The 17,138-nt window shown below is 62.4% G+C and carries 14 protein-coding genes and 1 tRNA gene; 8 read left to right on the top strand and 7 right to left on the bottom strand.

Going from position 1 to position 17,138, the window contains the following annotated elements; all coding sequences use genetic code 11:
- The first annotated feature begins 39 nt into the window (after window positions 1–39).
- Window positions 40–1,227 (top strand): response regulator, encoded by a 1,188-nt coding sequence (locus FJ222_03440; GenBank protein MBM4163479.1) that lies wholly within the window; start codon window positions 40–42, stop codon window positions 1,225–1,227.
- Here FJ222_03440 and FJ222_03435 read toward each other — a convergent pair.
- Window positions 1,205–1,930 carry an isoprenylcysteine carboxylmethyltransferase family protein gene (locus FJ222_03435; protein MBM4163478.1) on the bottom strand — a complete coding sequence of 242 codons (726 nt, stop codon included), beginning with the start codon at window positions 1,928–1,930 and terminating at the stop codon, window positions 1,205–1,207. The two genes, FJ222_03440 and FJ222_03435, sit on opposite strands and share 23 nt — an antisense overlap.
- A 271-nt stretch (window positions 1,931–2,201) precedes the next feature.
- Here FJ222_03435 and FJ222_03430 point away from each other — a divergent pair, with 271 nt between their 5' ends.
- The 3 genes from FJ222_03430 to FJ222_03420 all read left to right on the top strand — a co-directional run bounded on the left by FJ222_03430 (window position 2,202) and on the right by FJ222_03420 (window position 6,448).
- Window positions 2,202–3,617: a B12-binding domain-containing radical SAM protein gene (locus FJ222_03430; GenBank protein MBM4163477.1), complete on the top strand. Its 1,416-nt coding sequence runs from the start codon at window positions 2,202–2,204 to the stop codon at window positions 3,615–3,617.
- A 286-nt stretch (window positions 3,618–3,903) separates the two neighbouring features.
- Window positions 3,904–5,928 (top strand): elongation factor G, encoded by a 2,025-nt coding sequence (locus FJ222_03425; GenBank protein ID MBM4163476.1) that lies wholly within the window; start codon window positions 3,904–3,906, stop codon window positions 5,926–5,928.
- Between the two features lie 10 nt (window positions 5,929–5,938).
- A complete protein-coding gene (locus tag FJ222_03420) occupies window positions 5,939–6,448 on the top strand; it encodes a hypothetical protein (GenBank protein ID MBM4163475.1) in 510 nt (169 codons plus the stop codon).
- A gap of 7 nt (window positions 6,449–6,455) precedes the next feature.
- On the opposite strand, the gene hisF is transcribed toward FJ222_03420, so the two are convergent.
- From hisF to FJ222_03405, 3 genes are read right to left on the bottom strand one after another with little or no spacing between them, the layout of a single operon-like run.
- Complete coding sequence (hisF, locus tag FJ222_03415) at window positions 6,456–7,235, bottom strand: imidazole glycerol phosphate synthase subunit HisF (GenBank protein MBM4163474.1); 780 nt, start codon at window positions 7,233–7,235, stop codon at window positions 6,456–6,458.
- Window positions 7,236–7,264: 29 nt separating this feature from the next.
- On the bottom strand, window positions 7,265–7,891 hold the full coding sequence (gene hisH, locus FJ222_03410; GenBank protein ID MBM4163473.1) for an imidazole glycerol phosphate synthase subunit HisH: 627 nt from the start codon (window positions 7,889–7,891) through the stop codon (window positions 7,265–7,267).
- An 8-nt stretch (window positions 7,892–7,899) separates the two neighbouring features.
- Window positions 7,900–8,787 (bottom strand): YicC family protein, encoded by an 888-nt coding sequence (locus tag FJ222_03405; GenBank protein MBM4163472.1) that lies wholly within the window; start codon window positions 8,785–8,787, stop codon window positions 7,900–7,902.
- A 136-nt stretch (window positions 8,788–8,923) separates the two neighbouring features.
- Between FJ222_03405 and FJ222_03400 the strand changes: the two genes are divergently transcribed.
- The 3 genes from FJ222_03400 to FJ222_03390 all read left to right on the top strand — a co-directional run bounded on the left by FJ222_03400 (window position 8,924) and on the right by FJ222_03390 (window position 13,122).
- Window positions 8,924–9,000 (top strand) — tRNA-Arg (locus FJ222_03400).
- A gap of 370 nt (window positions 9,001–9,370) precedes the next feature.
- Window positions 9,371–11,176 (top strand): phosphoenolpyruvate carboxykinase (GTP), encoded by a 1,806-nt coding sequence (locus tag FJ222_03395; GenBank protein MBM4163471.1) that lies wholly within the window; start codon window positions 9,371–9,373, stop codon window positions 11,174–11,176.
- Between the two features lie 239 nt (window positions 11,177–11,415).
- Window positions 11,416–13,122 carry an iron ABC transporter permease gene (locus tag FJ222_03390; protein ID MBM4163470.1) on the top strand — a complete coding sequence of 569 codons (1,707 nt, stop codon included), beginning with the start codon at window positions 11,416–11,418 and terminating at the stop codon, window positions 13,120–13,122.
- 7 nt (window positions 13,123–13,129) lie between these two features.
- On the opposite strand, the gene hydG is transcribed toward FJ222_03390, so the two are convergent.
- The 3 genes from hydG to FJ222_03375 form a co-directional block, all read right to left on the bottom strand.
- Window positions 13,130–14,602: a [FeFe] hydrogenase H-cluster radical SAM maturase HydG gene (hydG, locus tag FJ222_03385; GenBank protein ID MBM4163469.1), complete on the bottom strand. Its 1,473-nt coding sequence runs from the start codon at window positions 14,600–14,602 to the stop codon at window positions 13,130–13,132.
- Between the two features lie 228 nt (window positions 14,603–14,830).
- Window positions 14,831–15,700 (bottom strand): SDR family oxidoreductase, encoded by an 870-nt coding sequence (locus tag FJ222_03380; GenBank protein MBM4163468.1) that lies wholly within the window; start codon window positions 15,698–15,700, stop codon window positions 14,831–14,833.
- Window positions 15,697–16,359: a 3'-5' exonuclease gene (locus FJ222_03375; GenBank protein MBM4163467.1), complete on the bottom strand. Its 663-nt coding sequence runs from the start codon at window positions 16,357–16,359 to the stop codon at window positions 15,697–15,699. The genes FJ222_03380 and FJ222_03375 overlap by 4 nt, the downstream gene beginning before the upstream one ends.
- Before the next feature lie 185 nt (window positions 16,360–16,544).
- Here FJ222_03375 and FJ222_03370 point away from each other — a divergent pair.
- The coding region (locus FJ222_03370; protein MBM4163466.1) for a DNA-3-methyladenine glycosylase 2 family protein at window positions 16,545–17,138 on the top strand (594 nt) is incomplete at its 3' end.

Raw genomic sequence — 17,138 nt, 5'->3', positions numbered from 1 at the left:
GTTGCGTACTTTTGGGTGGATGTAAACTAAGAGGCCCACATGAAGCACGGCGAACCTGTCCAGAATAATGACGCGCGGCCGACCATCCTTGTGATTGATGACGAGCTCGGACCGCGCGAAAGCCTCCGCTTCCTGCTTAAGAACGACTACCGCGTGTTGTGCGCGGACTCGGTCGAACGCGGTCTGGCTCTCCTGCGCGAACATACGCCGGATACCGTGATCATGGACATCCGCATGCCTGGCTGCAACGGGATCGAAGGGCTTCGCGAAATCCGCAAGCTGGATTCGGATCTGGCCGTGATCCTGCTCACCGGCTTCGCCGCCCTCGGCACAGCGCAGGAAGCAATCCGCCACGAAGCCAGCGACTACATGGAGAAACCTTTTGACGCGCCGGAAATGCGTCTCACCGTTCAGCGCCATGTCGAACAGACCCGGCTGCGCCGTAAACGCGGCAAGCTTCTGGGTGATGCGGACGCCTTGGAGCGGCGCATCCGCGAACTCCAGGACAAGGGCTGGCTGGCCGAATTGGGGCAGGCCTCCGCAGAGTTTGTCCATGACTTGCGCAACACCCTCACCGTGGCCAGCGGATCCTCAAGCCTGCTGCGGCTGGAGTTCGAAGGGTTGCAGCAAGGGCAGCCCGACGCTCAGCCGGAAACCGGACGCTATCTGGACATGCTCGAAAACGCGATGCAGCAGTGCGTCGACATGCTCGACTCCTGGCAGCGCCTGATCCGCCAGACCCCCCCCCAGCAGGCTTCGTTCCTTTTCCACGAGTTCGTCGGCACCTGCGTCGAAAACGTGCGGCCCGCTGCGGACGCCGCCCACGCCCAGATTGCGTGCGAGACCTCGGGCGCCGACATCCCAATCACCGGCGACCGCGTGCAACTCGCACGCGTGCTGGCCAATCTCATCACCAATGCGATCCACGCTCTGCGGCCCGACAACAGGCTGATCCGCGTCCGATCGGAAATCCTCGACACCTCCGTCCGCGTCAGCGTGGCGGACAACGGATGCGGCATTTCCGAGCAGAACCTGAAGCACATCTTCACGGCGAACTTCACCACCCGCCACGCCCTGGGCGGCATGGGGCTGGGGTTGTTCATCGCGCAGAAAGTCGCCCAGGCGCACAACGGCACGCTGACGGTGGAAAGCGCCGTCAACCAAGGATCGACGTTCACCTTGACGCTCCCCCGATCCGCGCCGGTCAAGGCCGACGGCGCCGCCTGACGGGCCACGGGAAGAATGCCCAGACGTCGTCCGCATACCGCCGGTAGTCCGCGCCGAACAGTTCGCGCAGGAAGCGTTCCTCGTAATATCCGCGCGCCACCTCCAGCGGCATGAAGACCAGCACGCCGAACAGCAGGGCGCCCCACGCGCCCAGGAACAGCGGTATCCCGACGATCTCCAGACAGGCGCCGAAATAGAGCGGATGCCGCATGAGCCGGTAGGGGCCCTCGCGCACCAGATGTCGTTCGCCGTCGGTATCCGAGACATCCACATGCCACTGATGCCGCAACACTCGGAATGCCCAATACCGCCACGCCACACCCGTCGCGTAAACCGCCAGGCCGGTCGCGAAGAGACCGGAAGGCGGCGCATGCTGCCGCAGCAGAAACTCGGCAATCGCGCCGCCCAGCGTCAGCGGGTACGCATAGCCTACGGCAATCGCCGTCCAGTCCCGCCCCGCTCCATCCCGGACGCGCGCAAGCCCCTGCCTCACGTACATGGCCCAGATGCGCTCCGCGCACACCGCGACGAAAAGGATCACGCCCGCAACCTTTCCCGGAAACCCGGGTGTGACCGGAAACAGAGCCACCGGGAGCAGCACCACGAGGGCGACCAGCATCGTCACGCCGTGGAACAGGAGCACAACATACCGGGACGGCCGGCCCGCTTTCTCACCCGCCGAATTTGTTTCTGTGTCACTCATCCTCGTCTCTTTCGTGCGTGTCGTCCCGTCGCCGCCGCGTTCGCGCAGACCGTTCCGGAAGCTGTCAACAGTACACAGGACCGTTCCCTGTGCTCGGAAGCGACTGTTTTTAGATCATCGCTTATTCTATCGCCACTGTCAAACGATCTTCTGTCAGGATGGATCACGGGTATCCGCATCTTGACGCATCCAACCCCTTCTGCTAAGGTTTGAAACACATGGTCTATTCTGAGGCGACCCACTGGACGCGCGCTCGGGAGAATCAAAGCCGATGAAATCCTACAGACTGCAGTTGATCAAGCCCGCCGAACTGGTGAACGGCGAGCCCCGTAAACTTGAAAAAGCACTCACCCCGACGCGTGCCCTCCCCTACCTGGCCGCCTTGACGCCGGAAAACTTCGACACCGTCATCACGGATGACAGCATCGATGCGATCGACTACGATGCGCAGGTGGATCTCGTTGGCATCACAACGCTCATTTCGCAGGTGCCACGGGCGATCCAGATCGCCGATTGCTTCCGGTCACGCGGGGTGAAGGTGATCATGGGCGGCGTCGGCGCGAGCGCTGTGCCGGAGCTCGTGCTGCCGCATGTGGACAGCCTCGTCATCGGCGAAGCCGAGACCGTCTGGGGCGGCGTCCTGGACGACTTCGCCGCAGGCCGCCTGCAGCACCGCTATCAGGCGCCCGCATTCTGCTCCATGGATCACCTTCCCGTTCCGCGCTTCGATCTGCTCAGAACCTCGTCGTTTGTCCGCCCCGGTCGCGCCATTTCAACAAGCGCCCTGCCTCGCATCCCCATCGAGACCTCGCGCGGATGTCCGCACGGGTGCGCCTTTTGTTCCGTGACCCGGTATTTCGGCCGCACGATGCGCTTCCGGCCGATCGAACACGTGATCGCCGAGATGCGCCACTATCCCGGCGCCTATTTCTTTCTGGTCGATGACAACATCGCCGCCGATCGGACGCGCGCCAAGGAGCTGTTCCGGGCGATGATCCCGCTGAAGAACCGCTGGATTGGCCAGTTCAGCTCGCTCGCTGCAGCCGACCCTGAGCTGCTCGATCTCGCCCGGCAGTCGGGGTGCATCAACGCCTTCGTGGGAGTGGAGAGTTTTCACGCCAACAGCCTCAACTCGGTGGGCAAGCGGCACAATGTCGGCAAGGATTTCGGCAAGATGCTGGCCGCCTTTCGTTCCGCCGGGATCGACCTGAACGTCAGCCTGATCGTGGGCTTTGATACCGACACGCCACAGACCATCCGGGAGACCACGGATATCGCCATCGCGCTGAAGGTGCATCTGATGACCCTGTTTATTCTGACACCAATCCCAGGCACCCAGCTTCACGCACAGCTTGATCAGGAGGGGCGCATCCTGCACCGGGACTACTCCTTCTACGACGGCACACACGCCGTCTTCAGACCGCGGAACATGGATGCCGCTGAATTGGAAGCCCTTTACTGGGAATCGTTCGCCCGCTTTTATTCGGTTGGCAATATCGCCCGGCGCTTTTCGAATGTGGTGCGCTGGCCCCTGAAGCACCCGGTGACGCCGGTCATCTACACCGGCATGGGCAACCGGTTTTACCGGAAGGCGATTCAACAGCGCGTGCATCCCCTCTGCGGCGGCAGGGGTGTCGGTGTGCCGCGCACGCACAGGGCCGATCCGCAGGCCGGGATACTCCGTTAGTTTTCCCGCCGGGCGGAGGACGTAGACACGTTCACTGCCCCCAACAGATTCTTTCTGCTTTCACTTGATCGGCAACACCTCCCATGACCCCCGGCACGGTCGGGCTCGTTTTTCCGTGTACGAATCGCCCGATCCGTGTATTATACCACCCACGTTGGTTCTGTGCGCAAAACACACGCTGGCGTGTGGACAGCGATGTCCGGTCTCTCCGGCCACTCGTGGTTGGGGAGAAGGACCAGACACAGTCAAGGCTGAACCTTTTAACAGACAGGGGGAACCGTCTCGTATGAAAGACATTGCCGTCGCAAACATTCGGAACTTTGCAATCGTGGGCCACTCAGGCAGTGGTAAAACCACGCTCACCGACGCCATCGCCTTCAAACTGGGGCTTAATGATCGCTTCGGATCCGTCTCCAACGGCACCAGCGTGTCGGATTTCACAGATGAGGAGAAAGCCCGGAAGATTTCGATTTTTGCGGCGAACTTTGAAGGTGTCTACACCAACCCCACCGGCACGTTCTGCCTCGTGTTTACCGATTGCCCGGGATTTGCCGATTTTCACGGTCAGGTCGTCGGCGCCGTGCGCGCCGTCGGCAACGTCCTCATCGCCGTCGATGCGACGGCGGGCGTTCAGGTCGGCACCCGCCGCGCCTGGGAGGCCTGCGAAGCGGTCGGCCTCATGGCCCGCAGCTTTGTGATCACGGGGATCGACAAGGAAAATGCCGACTTTGAAAAGGCGGTCTCCTCGATTCAGGCTGCGTTCGGAACCCATTGCATCCCCGTGGTCGTTCCCGATGGCAAGACGCGCGTGACCGATATCCTCGCCACGCAGGAACTCCCCGCCGCACTTAAAACCATCAAGACCGCGCTGATCGAAGAGGCGGCCGAAACCGACGAGACGCTCCTCGAGAAATATCTCGACGGCCAGGATCTCTGCCCCGAAGAGGTCGCCAATGGTCTGGACCATGCCATCCTCTCGGGGGGGTTTCATCCGATTTTCGCCCTCTCCGCGCTGACCGACGTCGGCGTGAAGGAACTGCTGGACGGCATCTGTCGCCTCCTCCCCTCGCCTGTCGCCCGCAGCTTTGCGGACCACGAGGGCCGCACCATCGATCCCGATCCCAACGGGCCGTTCACCGGCCTCGTCTGGCGCACCGTGATCGACCCTTTTCTGGGGCATCTCAGTTATGTGCGCATTGTCTCAGGAACGCTGACCCCGCGCATGGAGTTGCTTAACGCCTCCACCGGCGCCAAGGAATCGGTCGGCGCGCTCATCACCATTGTCGGCAAGAAGCAGATCCCTCTCGAAAAGGCCGGGCCCGGTGAAATCGTCGCCCTGACTAAGCTTAAGGCGACCAAGACCGGTCATACGCTGTGCGCGCCGACCATCAAATGCGTCTTCCCTCCGATCCTGTTCCCCTCGCCTGTCTACTACATGGCTATTCAGGCCAAAACTCAGGCCGACGAGGATAAACTGGGCACCGCAGTCCATCGGTTGTGCGAACAGGATCCGACGCTGCTCGTCGAAAAAAACGCCGAAACCAAACAGATGCTGGTCAAGGGCCTCGGCGACGTCCATATCGATGTGGCCGTGAGCCTGATGAAATCGCAATCCAACGTCACAGTCGAGCTTTCCATGCCCAAAGTCCCCTACCGCGAAACGGTCGCCGGAACCGGCGAGGGGCACTACAAACACAAGAAACAGAGCGGCGGCCGCGGCCAGTATGGCGAGGTCTACCTGCGGGTCAGCCCGAAGCGGCCCGACGAGGAGGAGTGGTTCATCGACGATATCGTCGGCGGCACCATTCCCGGCAACTTCCTCCCCGCCATCCAAAAGGGTCTCATCGATGCGATGCTATCGGGCGTTCTGGCGCATTGCACCGTGGTGAATGTCAAGGTCAGCGTCTATGACGGATCCTATCATGACGTGGACTCCTCCGAAGTGGCGTTCAAGATTGCCGGATCGCGGGCCTTCCGAGATGCCATGAGCAAGGCGCGCCCCGTGCTGCTCGAGCCGATCATGACCCTCACCATCACTATCCCCGAGATCTTCCTCGGCACGATCAACGGCGACCTCACCCACAAGCGCGGCCGCGTCCTCGGAATCGACTCGGTCAAGGGAATGCACGTCATCACCGCCGAAGCGCCTCTGGCCGAAATCTTTAAGTACGCCGCAGAGCTCCGATCGATCACCGGCGGCCAGGGCTCGTTTGAGATGGCTTTCACCCGTTACGACGTCGTCCCGTCGAACATCACCCAGAAGGTCATCGCCGAGGCGGCCAAACACGCCACTGCGGATACGGACGAATAGGCAGACACGCATGGCGCAAGAGTGGAACATCAAATCACGCGGGCATGCCTGCCTGCTGTGCGGCGCGCCGTTTGCGGCCAAACAACCCTGCATCTCGGCCCTGCGCGAGTCGGAAGCGGGGTATGACCGCGTGGATGCGTGCGCCGGCTGCTGGAAGGCCGGCGGTCGCGACTGGAAGCCGTTCAGCGAGTGGGAGGGCGTCTACGAGAAGCCCCCGGCGGCGCCGAAGAAAGAGCCGGTCACGAAGGAGTCGGCCGAGACACTGTTGCGCCGGCTGGTGACGATGGGCGACCCCGCCATGCAGAACGTGATCTACGTGCTGGCGGTGATGCTCGAACGCGGCAAGCAGCTCATCGAGCGCGATGCGAAACCGCAGGCGGACAGCACCATCCTCCGTGTCTATGAACATCGCGCCTCGGGCGATTCGTTCGTGGTGCTCGACCCACGCCTGCGCCTGGACCAGATCGGCGACGTGCAACGACAGGTCGTCGAGCTGCTCGGGGGCACGGGACACCTGTAGCGGCCGCTCAGAACGTTCGCCGGATCGGCACGCCGTAGCCGGCCAGCGCGCGCTTGATCGCCGCGATGGTGGTGTCGCCGGTATGGATCATCCCCGCGATGATCGCGGCGTCGGCCCGGGCAATGAGGAAGGCGTCGCGGATGTGCTCGGGCGTCCCCGCGCCTCCGGATGCGATGACCGGGATGCGCACCGCCTCGGCGATGCGCCGCGTGATCGCCAGCTCGAACCCCCGCCGGGTGCCGTCGGCGTCAACCGAGTTGACCACGATCTCCCCCGCGCCCAGCCCCTCGGCCCGCCGGGCCCACTCCACTGCATCCAGGCCGGTCCGCTCGCGAAAGCCCCTCACCGTTACCTCGTAGCCGCTGGGAAAGCGGGAGGCGTCGAAATTGGCTACGGGGTCCATGCCCAGCACCACGCACTGCGCGCCAAACGCCCGGGCACCCTCGGCGATCACCGCCGGGTTGTGGACGGCGAGCGAGTTGACCGACACCTTTTCCGCACCCGCGAGCAACACCCGCGACATGTCCTCCAGACTCGAAATTCCGCCGCCCACCGCGAAGGGTATCCGCACGGCGCGGGCCACTTCGCGCACCATGTCAATGTCGATGGGCCGACGTTCAGCCGATGCGGTTATGTCGTACACCACCAACTCATCGCACCCCTCCTCGTAATAACGGGCGGCGAGTTCGACCGGGTCGCCAAGGTCGACATTGTTCTGAAACTTCACGCCCTTGGTGACGCGGCGGCGGATTACGTCCAGACAGGGAATAATGCGGCGAGTGAGCATGGGTGGCCTCGATTACGGGTGTGCCGTGTTCAGCGGTCGGTTCCATTCCACGTTGAGAAATTTTTCAGCATGCGCAGGCCGGGACGCCCCGACTTTTCAACGTGGAACTGCGTCGCCACCAGATTGCCGCGGCCGACCATGGCGGCAAAGGCAACGCCCGCATAGTCGGTGACCCCGATGGTCACGGCCGGATCGGATGGATCGGGATAGTAGCTGTGAACAAAATAGAAGTCGGTGTTGTCGGCGACACCCGCGAGCAGCGGGTGGGGGCGGACGATTCGCACCTGGTTCCAGCCCATGTGCGGAACCTTGTCACGGCTGTCGGCGGGCTTGAAAAGCCGCACGCGGCCGGGCAGAAGCCCAAGCGCGTCCGTGCCGCCGTCTTCCTCCGAAAAATCAAACAGGACCTGCGTGCCGACGCAGATCCCCAGGAAGGGCGTCCCGGCGGCGATGACCTCGCGCAGAACGGTGATCAGGTTGAGGTCGGCAAGGTTGCGCATCGCCGAACCCGCAGCACCGACGCCCGGAAAAACGACCCGCGCGCACGAGCGGATAACTGCGGGATCGGAAGTCACAACCGACTCCGTGCCCAAGGCATCAAAGGCCAGCTTGACGCTGGTGAGGTTGCCGGCCCGGTAATCAATGATGGCTATCATGCTCGCTCTCATTCGATGTTTTGAACCTGCTCGCGCACGGCTTCAAGACTTGTTTTAAAGGCAATGACGGCCCGGGTAATGGCTGCATCGTTGGCCTTGGAACCGACCGTGTTGATCTCTCGGAAAATCTCCTGACACAGAAAGTCGAGCGTCCGGCCGCAGGGTTCGCTGCCGGCCAGGAAGCCGTCGGCCTGGTCAAAATGGCTGGCGAGCCGGTTCAGTTCCTCGCTAATGTCGCACCGGTCGGCGAAGAGCGCGACCTCGCGGGCGAGGATCTGTTCGTCGATCAGCTGCCCCTGTATTGCGAGGAGGTCATTGATCCGTATGCGCAGCGTGTCGCGGTACTGTCTGGGAATCTCGGGCGCGCGCGCGGCGATCTCCGCAGCGACGCCCCTGAGGCCGGCAAAGCGGGCGCAGATGTCGGCTCGAATCGCATCGCCCTCGCGGCGGCGCATCTCAACCAGTTGATCCAGCGCCCGGCCCAAGGCAGGCTCGATGACCGCCCACGCTTCATCGGCGCTGATCGTCCGCTCCGTCGCAGCCACACAATCAGAGCTGTTCAGGAGGCTGGAGGCGGAGAGATCGTCGGGGAGTCCCAACGCCATGGCGGCCGCACGCACGGCGGCGACCCGCGCCCCCCATTTGGCTAGGTCGATGCATGCGGCGTCCGCAGAAGCCGCTTCAGCAACCAGCGTGATCACGGTCTTGACATGGCCGCGACAGACTGCGGTCTTGACCGCAGTCTGCACACGCGCATCGAACCCGGCAAGCGACCGTGGCAGCGTGGTCTGGCAATCGAACTGCTTGCGATTGACCGAACTCATCTCGACAACCGCCCGGAGCCCGTTGGCGGCGGATTCCCCCCGGCCAAAGCCGGTCATGCTCACAACTCCCATACGCGACACACTCCCCGTGTTCTGGTCACCCCGATTGAATCCCGCTACAGATTCATTTGCACACACTGAACGGCTGACTCTTCTGAAACAGGACTTCCACACCACGCCGTTTTTGGCTATTCTGTCTTCTCGTCATGCCCCTGTAGCTCAGCTGGACAGAGCAGCGGATTTCTAATCCGCGGGTCGGGTGTTCGAGTCACCCCAGGGGCGCCACCTCAAAAAAACCCGTTTTTATTGGGATTCTCGCCACTTTTTGGTTACACTTCGGACACACCCCCACCTTGCGGCCTGTGCGGTGTGCGGGCAGTCGGTGAAGGTGGAAGCCATTATTTCAGGTAACGGGTTGCCCGTCAAGCCGCCCGTAGGGATGCATGGCCATGACCCATGCCAAAAATTCATGCTTGCCTGTGTGGGGGATCTTGTGCTATAAGGTCACCCGACAACAGAGGCAGGAGAGCTCAAGGCGGGACGGCCCGTCAGGTGCAAACAGGCCGGTATGGGGTAACCAATTGGACTCCGTGCCGGTCTTTTTGTTTTCCACTATTGGGCCGACCGGTCGGTAAAACGAAAGGGAGGAACACAGATGGCACTCACATGTAAGAACGAGAAGCTGGTCAAATGGGTCAAAGAAGTTCAGGAAATGGTCACGCCGGACAAGGTCGTCTGGTGCGACGGCTCGCAGGCGGAATACGACGCCATGATCAAGATCATGGTGGACGCAGGCGCGGCAACCCCGCTGAAGAAAAGGCCGAACAGCTATCTGTTCCGCAGCCACCCCAGTGACGTGGCGCGCGTTGAGGATCGGACTTACATCGCGTCCGTGACTCAGGACGAAGCCGGTCCGACCAACAACTGGATCGATCCGGTCGGACTGAAAGAGACCATGCGCAAACTCTATAAAGGCTGCATGAAGGGCCGGACGATGTACGTGATCCCCTTCAGCATGGGCCCCATTGGTTCGCCCATCTCGAAGATCGGCATCGAACTCACAGAGTCGCCCTATGTCGTGGTGAACATGCACATCATGACGCGCGTGGGCGACAAGGTCATCGAAGCGCTTGGCGAAAAGGGCGAGTTTATCCCTTGCCTGCACTCCGTCGGCGCGCCGCTCGAACCCGGCCAGAAGGACGTCACGTGGCCCTGCGCCCCCATCGAGAAGAAATACATCGCCCACTTCCCCGAAGAGAACCTGATCTGGTCCTTCGGCTCCGGTTACGGCGGCAATGCCCTTCTCGGCAAGAAATGCCTGGCCCTGCGCATCGCCTCCACCATGGCCCGCCGCGAGGGGTGGATGGCCGAGCACATGCTCATCCTGCGCCTGACCAACCCGCAGGGGAAGCGCTTCCACATCGCCGCCGCCTTCCCCAGCGCCTGCGGCAAGACCAACCTCGCCATGCTCCAGCCCTCCATCCCCGGCTGGAAATGCGAGTGCATCGGCGACGACATCGCCTGGATGAAGATCCGGCCCGACGGCCGCCTGCACGCCATCAATCCCGAATCGGGGTTCTTCGGCGTGTGTCCGGGTACGAGCTACGACTCCAACCCGATGGCCATGGAGAGCATCAAGACCAACTCCATCTTCACCAACTGCGTGCTGACCGATGACGGCGACATCTGGTGGGAGGGCATGGCGAAGGAGTGCAAGCACGGCATCGACTGGAAGGGCAACGACTGGACGCCGGACAAGAAGGACGCCGATGGCAAGCCTGTATTGGGCGCCCATCCCAACGCCCGTTTCACCGCCCCGGCGAAGCAGTGCCCGGTCATCTGCCCCGACTGGGAAGACCCCAACGGCGTGCCGATCGACATCTTCATCTTCGGCGGCCGGCGCTCCAAGCTGGTGCCCCTGGTCAGCCAAGCCTTCGACTGGGACCACGGCGTCTACATGGGTGCCACGTCCGCCTCTGAAGCCACGGCAGCGGCGCTGGATGCCAAGAAGGCCATCCGTCGCGATCCGATGGCCATGCTCCCCTTCTGCGGCTACAACATCGGCGACTACTGGCAGCACTGGTTCAACATGGGCGAAAAACTCGGAGCCAAAGCGCCGAAGATTTTCTATGCGAACTGGTTCCGCAAGTCAGCCGACGGCAAGTGGCTATGGCCGGGCTTCGGCGAGAACATCCGCGTCCTGAAATGGATGTGCGAGCGCATCGAAGGCAAGGTCGGTGCAGTGGAAACGCCCATCGGCTATGTGCCGAAAGCGGCCGACCTGGACGTCGGCGGGCTGAAGATCAGCCAGGCCGAGGTCGCCGAGCTGCTGCGTATCGACGTGGACGGCTGGAAGGGCGAGGTGCCGGAGATCGAGGACTATCTCAACTCGGCCGGAGCCAGGCTGCCAGCCCGGATGAAGACACAGCTCGCCGGTTTGAAAAAACGCATCGGTCTGTGATAAACGGCGCGAAGCCGATCCCCCGAGGGGAAGGACGTCGTCCTTCCCCTCGGGCATTTCGACGCCGTTGACGTACACAGACGTCACCCATTCCTCTCCGGTCATCCGGTGGCCCGTCGCATCACATCCCTTCTCTTCACGTCTTCTCTTTCCGGCTTGCCGCAGCGCGTAAATCTGACTACGCTTTATCCCGGTCGCGCGCACTCACTGCGAAAAAGAGAAACGGGTACCCAGACATGATGCGAAATCAAACGGCTTGGATTCTGTTTGGCGTCCTGGCTGCGATCTTTCTGGTGACCTTGGTACTGCCGGTCGGAATCGTGGTGGTGGGCGGCTTTCAGACGGAGGATGGATGGACGGGGCGCTATGTCGCCGACGTCTTCCGCAATCCGATCTACGCCGAGGGCTTGCTGAACAGCTTTGGAATCGCCGTCGGCACAACACTCCTGGCGTTCGGTATCGCTCTGCCGCTGGCCTGGCTCGCGAACCGCTTTGACTTTCCAGGCAAAGGGCTGTTGGGCGCGCTAATCCTGGTGCCGTTGATCCTCCCCCCGTTCGTCGGCGCGATCGGTCTAACCCAGATCCTCGGCCCCTACGGCGCGCTGAACGCGCTGCTGGGGCTTGGGCCGGTGGACTGGCTCGGACAGTCCCGATACGCCGGTGTGGTCCTCCTGCAGGCGCTGGCGCTCTATCCGATCCTTTTTCTGAACGCCTCGGCCGCGCTGGCCAATGTCGACCCGGCGATGGAGGAGGCCGCCGCAAACCTCGGATGCCACGGATTCCGAGCCTTCCGGCGCATCACGCTGCCGCTGATACTGCCAGGCCTGTTCGCCGGTGCCACGCTGGTGTTTATCGCCAGCTTCACCGAGCTGGGAACACCCCTGATGCTCAACTACACCCGCTGCTCGGCGGTCCAGGTGTATGACGCGCTGAAAGAGGTGAGTTCAAGTCCGTTCCCCTTTGCGCTGGTGACGGTGGTGCTCACGACCAGCGTGCTACTCTATGCCGCAAGCCGCGCCCTCTTCGGACGCCAGGCGTACGCCATGACCGCCAAGTCGTCCGTCTCGCGCACGCAGATCAGGCGGGCGGGCGGACGCGGTTTGATGACAGCCCTGCCCTTTCTGGCGGTGGCGCTGGTGGCGTTGCTGCCCCATGCCGGCGTGGTATTGACCAGCTTCAGCGCGCCGGGTGCGTGGTACCGGCAGGTCATTCCCGAGGCGCTGACGGCCGCTCATTACACCGAGGCGCTGGGGCACGGCATGACCCTGGACGCGATCCGCAACAGCCTGGCTTTCTCCTCGCTGGCCGTCGTGCTCAACGTGATTCTGGGCGTCGCGGTCGCGTGGGTGGTCGTCCGCTCCACCCTGCCGGTCCGGGGTCTGCTCGACGCAGCGGCGATGATCCCCCTGGCCGTGCCCGGCCTGGTGATGGCGTTCGGCTTTCTGGCGTTGAGCACCCGCCTGTGCAATCTGCCGTGGTTCCACGCGCGGCCCGCATGGGCGGCGCTGGTGGACGTGCGGGAGAATCCCACGCTGTTTCTGGTGATCGCTTACGCGGTCCGGCGGCTCCCCTTCATGGTGCGCGCGGCCGTGGCGGGGCTGCAACAGACGTCTGTGACGTTGGAAGAGGCGGCGGCCAACCTTGGCGCGCCGCCGCTAAAAGTCCTGCGGCGGATCACGGTGCCGCTGATCGCCGCCAACCTGATCGCCGGCGCGCTGCTGGCCTTTGCCTTCAGCATGCTGGAGGTGAGCGACAGCCTGATTTTGGCTCAGAAGATCGACTATTATCCCATCACCAAGACAATCTTCGAGCTATTCCAGCTCATCGGCATCGGGCGCTACCTGGCCGCCGCCCTCGGGGTGTGGGCGATGGGCTTTCTGGGCGTGGCGATCATCGGCAGCAGCCTTCTGCTCGGACGCAAAATGGGAGCGCTGTTCCGGGCGTAGCCGGCGTTCAGAAAAACAGATCGCGTTCGCCGGCCACAATCCGGTCGTAGGCGTCCTTGAACGACGGATAGAACTTGGGCAGGTTCGTTTCGACCTCGCGCAGCTCGCGCTGCAGCACCGGTTCGCAGATCGCGCGCGTCTCGGGCGAGGCGAAATCCTCCAACCACTCGCGGAACGTGAGCACGGCGTTGATCTTGCAAAACTTGCCCTCCTTGCCCGTCTTGAGCGCGTCCATGATGCAGCCGCCCGTGCGGCCGCACCGGTAGCCCGCCGTGCAGAACGAGGTGATGATGCCCATCCCCGCCAGGTCGCGAATCAGCTCGTCGAGCGTCCGGATGTCGGCCAAGACAAACTGCTGCCGGTCGATCACCTGCTGAGTCTCGCTCGCAAACTCGCTGTAGCCGCCGATTGCAATGTTGCTGCTGGCATCCATCTGCGTGGCTCCCCCTCGGAGCACGGCGCGGTCGCGCACCGTCTTGCACTCGCGACAGGTCACGATCATTCCGGTGTACGGCACCGACAGTCGGGTGACGGTGACAATCTTCTGGAAATCGTCGTCGTTCACGAGGTACGGCGATTCGGTCGGCACATCGGTTCCGCTGGCGGGTTCGAGGCGCGGGAACGAGATGGTGTGAGGGCCGATATTGAACCGCCGCTCCAGATCGCGGGCATGGCAGACCAGTGCCAGAACCTCGAAGCGCCAGTCGTACAGGCCGAACAATGCGCCCAGGCCGACATCGTCAACCCCCGCCTCCAGTGCCCGGTGCATGCAGGTCGTGCGCCAGTCGTAGTTCCCCTTCACCGTTCCCGCAGGATGCAACCGCTCATACGTCGGCCGGTGGTAGGTCTCCTGAAAGACCTGATAGGTGCCGATGCCCACACCTTTCAGGACCCGCAGATCCTCAACCGGCAGCGGCGCCGCGTTCACGTTCACGCGCCGAATGCCGAGCGTGGCCCCGGTCCGGGATTTGATCTCCCGCGCATAGACGGTGCGGATGGTTTCGGCGATGTACGCGGTGGAGGTGTTCGGATGCTCGCCATAGACCGCGATCAGCCGCTTATGTCCGAGGCGTCCGGCGAGCACGTCGATCTCCTGGCGCACCTCGTCCATGCTCAGCGTCCGCCGCATCTGGCTGAGGTTGCCCGCCTGGAAGCCGCAGTAGGCGCAGCGGTTGACGCAGAGGTTGCTCATGTAGAGCGGCGCGAAGGTCACGATCCGGTTGTCGTAAACCGCGGTCTTCACGCGGAAGGCGGTCTCCTCCATCTCGGCCCGCAGATCCGGATCGGTCACATGCAGCAGCACGGCGGTTTCTTCCGGAAGCAGGGTCTCGATGGCCGACGACTTGGCCAGAATGTCACGCACGCGTCCGCGGTCATTCCGATGTGCAGCGGCGGCCGCCAACGCGTATCCGATCGCCGCAGTGTCGATGAAGTGCGTGCCGCCGCTCAGATAGGGCCCGATTTGCTCCGGGCGGATCATCCGGCGCGTATAATCCGCGGCGCCGGAAAACTTACGAATATCACCGATAGCCGATTCGTTCATGCGTTCCCCTTCCTTGGATTCAGAGCGCACACGCACTCCTTGTCTTCAGAAAACAGCGTCATTATAGCAAACGACTTCGCTCAATAACAGGCCCTTCGTTAAAACGGCTGCCCCTGAATGACCCTCGAAAACCGGCACGCTTCAGGCGCCAATAAGCGAGAATCTCTAGGTGATAGGCTGCTCCGAATCCGCCGCCACCTTCCGGATCAAGCGTTTCTTGGCCGGCATGCTCTTGATCGGCTTTTCGTGCCGCAGGAGTTCACCGCCCACAACGGAAGCGCCGCCATCCACATACAACGTCTGCCCCGTAATCTTCCGGGAATAGTCTCCCAACAGAAAAACCACCGCATGAGCGACTGCCTGCTTGTCCTTCAACGGATCCCACGGCAGGGGACTCATTTTCTTCCACGTATGGGTCAGGGCGGCGAAATGCGGAATCGATTTTGCCGCCTTCGTGGTCAGCGGCCCAGCGGAAACCGCATTGACACGAACATGTTCGCGGCCGTATTCACGGGCCAATGCGCGGACCAGCGCCTCCAGGGCCGCCTTGTTCACCCCCATCCAATTGTAATAGGGAAACGCCACTTGCGATGAAAACGACAACGTGACAATGGAGCCGCCCTTGGGCATGTGCTCCTGGGCAAACTGCGAAACGGTCGCCAGCGACGCGCAACTGATGCCAAACCCCTGCTTGATGTCATCGAATGAATTCGTGTAGATGTGGTGGCCGAGGCAGGTTTTCGGATTGGCATACGCAATGGAATGGACAACGCCATCGACCTCGCCCAGATCCACAAACAGATTGCGCACTTCGTCTTCAATCGTGACGTCGCAATACTTGATGCACATCGCCTCTTTCTCCGCCTGCGACAGCTCGGGGCAGCCGCGGTCAAAGAAGATCTTCTTCATGCGGTCATTCTGCGCCGTATAGATGACCTTCCCGCCCAGTTCCTCAATCATTTTACCCGTGGAATAAGCGATGGAATCGGTGTTCAAAAGACCCATCACGACGTACGTTCCGCCTTTTTTGATCATAATCCTTGTTCCTTTTTGACCGGCTTCAGCCCATGTTTCTGAAGCAATTCCTCATACTGATGCCCTTTTTCGCGCGCCTTGACCAGAATCTGCGCACACGCAAGAGCATCCGACGCGGCATCATGGTGTTGCAGCGGGATCTGCAAATGACGCGCCACATCCGACAGTTTGGTTGGAAAAATACCCCAGGTAGCCCGCGCCAGTTTCACGGTACAGAGAAAGGGGACGCTCACCGGTTCGTGGCCCGACATGTCGCAGCAGGCCCGGAGGACAGAACGGTCGAACGACGCATTATGCGCCGCCAGAAAGTCAACCGGGCCCATCCAGTGTGAAACTGCCGGCCAGAGCTCTCCAAAGGCCGGCTTGTCTTTCACATCCTGCCAGGAAATACCATGCAGATAGGTGAAGACGAACTCCCGTCTGGGCGGACGGATCAGGCTGGTCCAGCGATCAATAATCCGCTCGTCCTCAAGCAGGACGACGGATAACGCGCAGGCGCTGTCGCGGCCATAATCAGCGGTTTCAAAATCAAGCGCGGCGTAGCGCCCGGTCAACGCGGGTTTCGGAACCGGCGACCGCGGCGTGCGGACCTTGCGCCCGGGTGCCGCTGACACCGGCTCATCCGCCGGTTGTCGCGATGCGTTTTTGATTTCTGTCATGCGTCGTTTTTTCCGTGTTGGTTCGGTCCAATTTATAACATGATCTGGCTGCTCTGGCAATCCGTTCATGGATACGACTTGAACGGACCTGACCCGTGACCCCGAAATCACGATTGCACGGTGTGCCGGTATCGGGGTATCATTCGAATCAGCGCCGACTGCGCGTCGTACGAAAGGCACCTCCTATGAACCAGCATCTCCATCTCGCCCGAGATCCCGTCATGGCCGGGCTGATTGCGCGCTTCGGCAAGCTGCGGGTGATGGCTGATCGGCGCGAACCGTATGAGGCGCTGAGCGAGGCGGTGGTCTACCAGCAGCTCCATGCGAAGGCGGCGGCCACCATCATGGGCCGCCTCGTCGCCCAGATCGGGAACGGCGTCCTGCCGGATCCGGAGGGGATGCTCGACGCGCCGGATGAGGCCCTGCGAGCGGCGGGCCTCTCCCGCAACAAGATCGCCGCGCTGCGGGATATCGCCACACACGCCCGCGATGGCCGCCTGCCCACGCTCGCCGCCTGCCGCGATCTCAGCGATGCGGAGTTGATCGCACGACTCACCGACATCCGCGGCATCGGCCCCTGGACCGTCGATATGTTTCTCATCTTCACCCTCGGCCGACCCGATGTTCTCCCCTCGGGCGACTTCGGCGTGCGCCGGGGCTACTCGATTGCCTACTCCCTGCCGGAAATGCCCGCGCCCAAGGCTCTGGCCCTCGCGGGCGAGCGCTGGGCGCCGCACCGATCCCTCGCCGCTCTCTACCTCTGGCGGGTAGCCGACGGC

This window comes from Lentisphaerota bacterium, assembly GCA_016873675.1.
Lineage (GTDB): Bacteria > Verrucomicrobiota > Kiritimatiellia > RFP12 > JAAYNR01 > VGWG01.
This window is presented reverse-complemented; position numbering and strand designations above follow the sequence as displayed.

Coding starts and splice junctions, on each gene's coding strand:
- FJ222_03440 (MBM4163479.1), top strand. CDS start 40: ATGAAGCACGGCGAACCTGTCCAGAATAATGACGCGCGGCCGACCATC.
- FJ222_03405 (MBM4163472.1), bottom strand. CDS start 8,787: ATGGGAGTTGTGAGCATGACCGGCTTTGGCCGGGGGGAATCCGCCGCC.
- FJ222_03430 (MBM4163477.1), top strand. CDS start 2,202: ATGAAATCCTACAGACTGCAGTTGATCAAGCCCGCCGAACTGGTGAAC.
- FJ222_03380 (MBM4163468.1), bottom strand. CDS start 15,700: ATGATCAAAAAAGGCGGAACGTACGTCGTGATGGGTCTTTTGAACACC.
- FJ222_03435 (MBM4163478.1), bottom strand. CDS start 1,930: ATGAGTGACACAGAAACAAATTCGGCGGGTGAGAAAGCGGGCCGGCCG.
- hydG (MBM4163469.1), bottom strand. CDS start 14,602: ATGATCCGCCCGGAGCAAATCGGGCCCTATCTGAGCGGCGGCACGCAC.
- hisF (MBM4163474.1), bottom strand. CDS start 7,235: ATGCTCACTCGCCGCATTATTCCCTGTCTGGACGTAATCCGCCGCCGC.
- FJ222_03375 (MBM4163467.1), bottom strand. CDS start 16,359: ATGACAGAAATCAAAAACGCATCGCGACAACCGGCGGATGAGCCGGTG.
- FJ222_03420 (MBM4163475.1), top strand. CDS start 5,939: ATGGCGCAAGAGTGGAACATCAAATCACGCGGGCATGCCTGCCTGCTG.
- FJ222_03390 (MBM4163470.1), top strand. CDS start 11,416: ATGCGAAATCAAACGGCTTGGATTCTGTTTGGCGTCCTGGCTGCGATC.
- FJ222_03395 (MBM4163471.1), top strand. CDS start 9,371: ATGGCACTCACATGTAAGAACGAGAAGCTGGTCAAATGGGTCAAAGAA.
- FJ222_03425 (MBM4163476.1), top strand. CDS start 3,904: ATGAAAGACATTGCCGTCGCAAACATTCGGAACTTTGCAATCGTGGGC.
- hisH (MBM4163473.1), bottom strand. CDS start 7,891: ATGATAGCCATCATTGATTACCGGGCCGGCAACCTCACCAGCGTCAAG.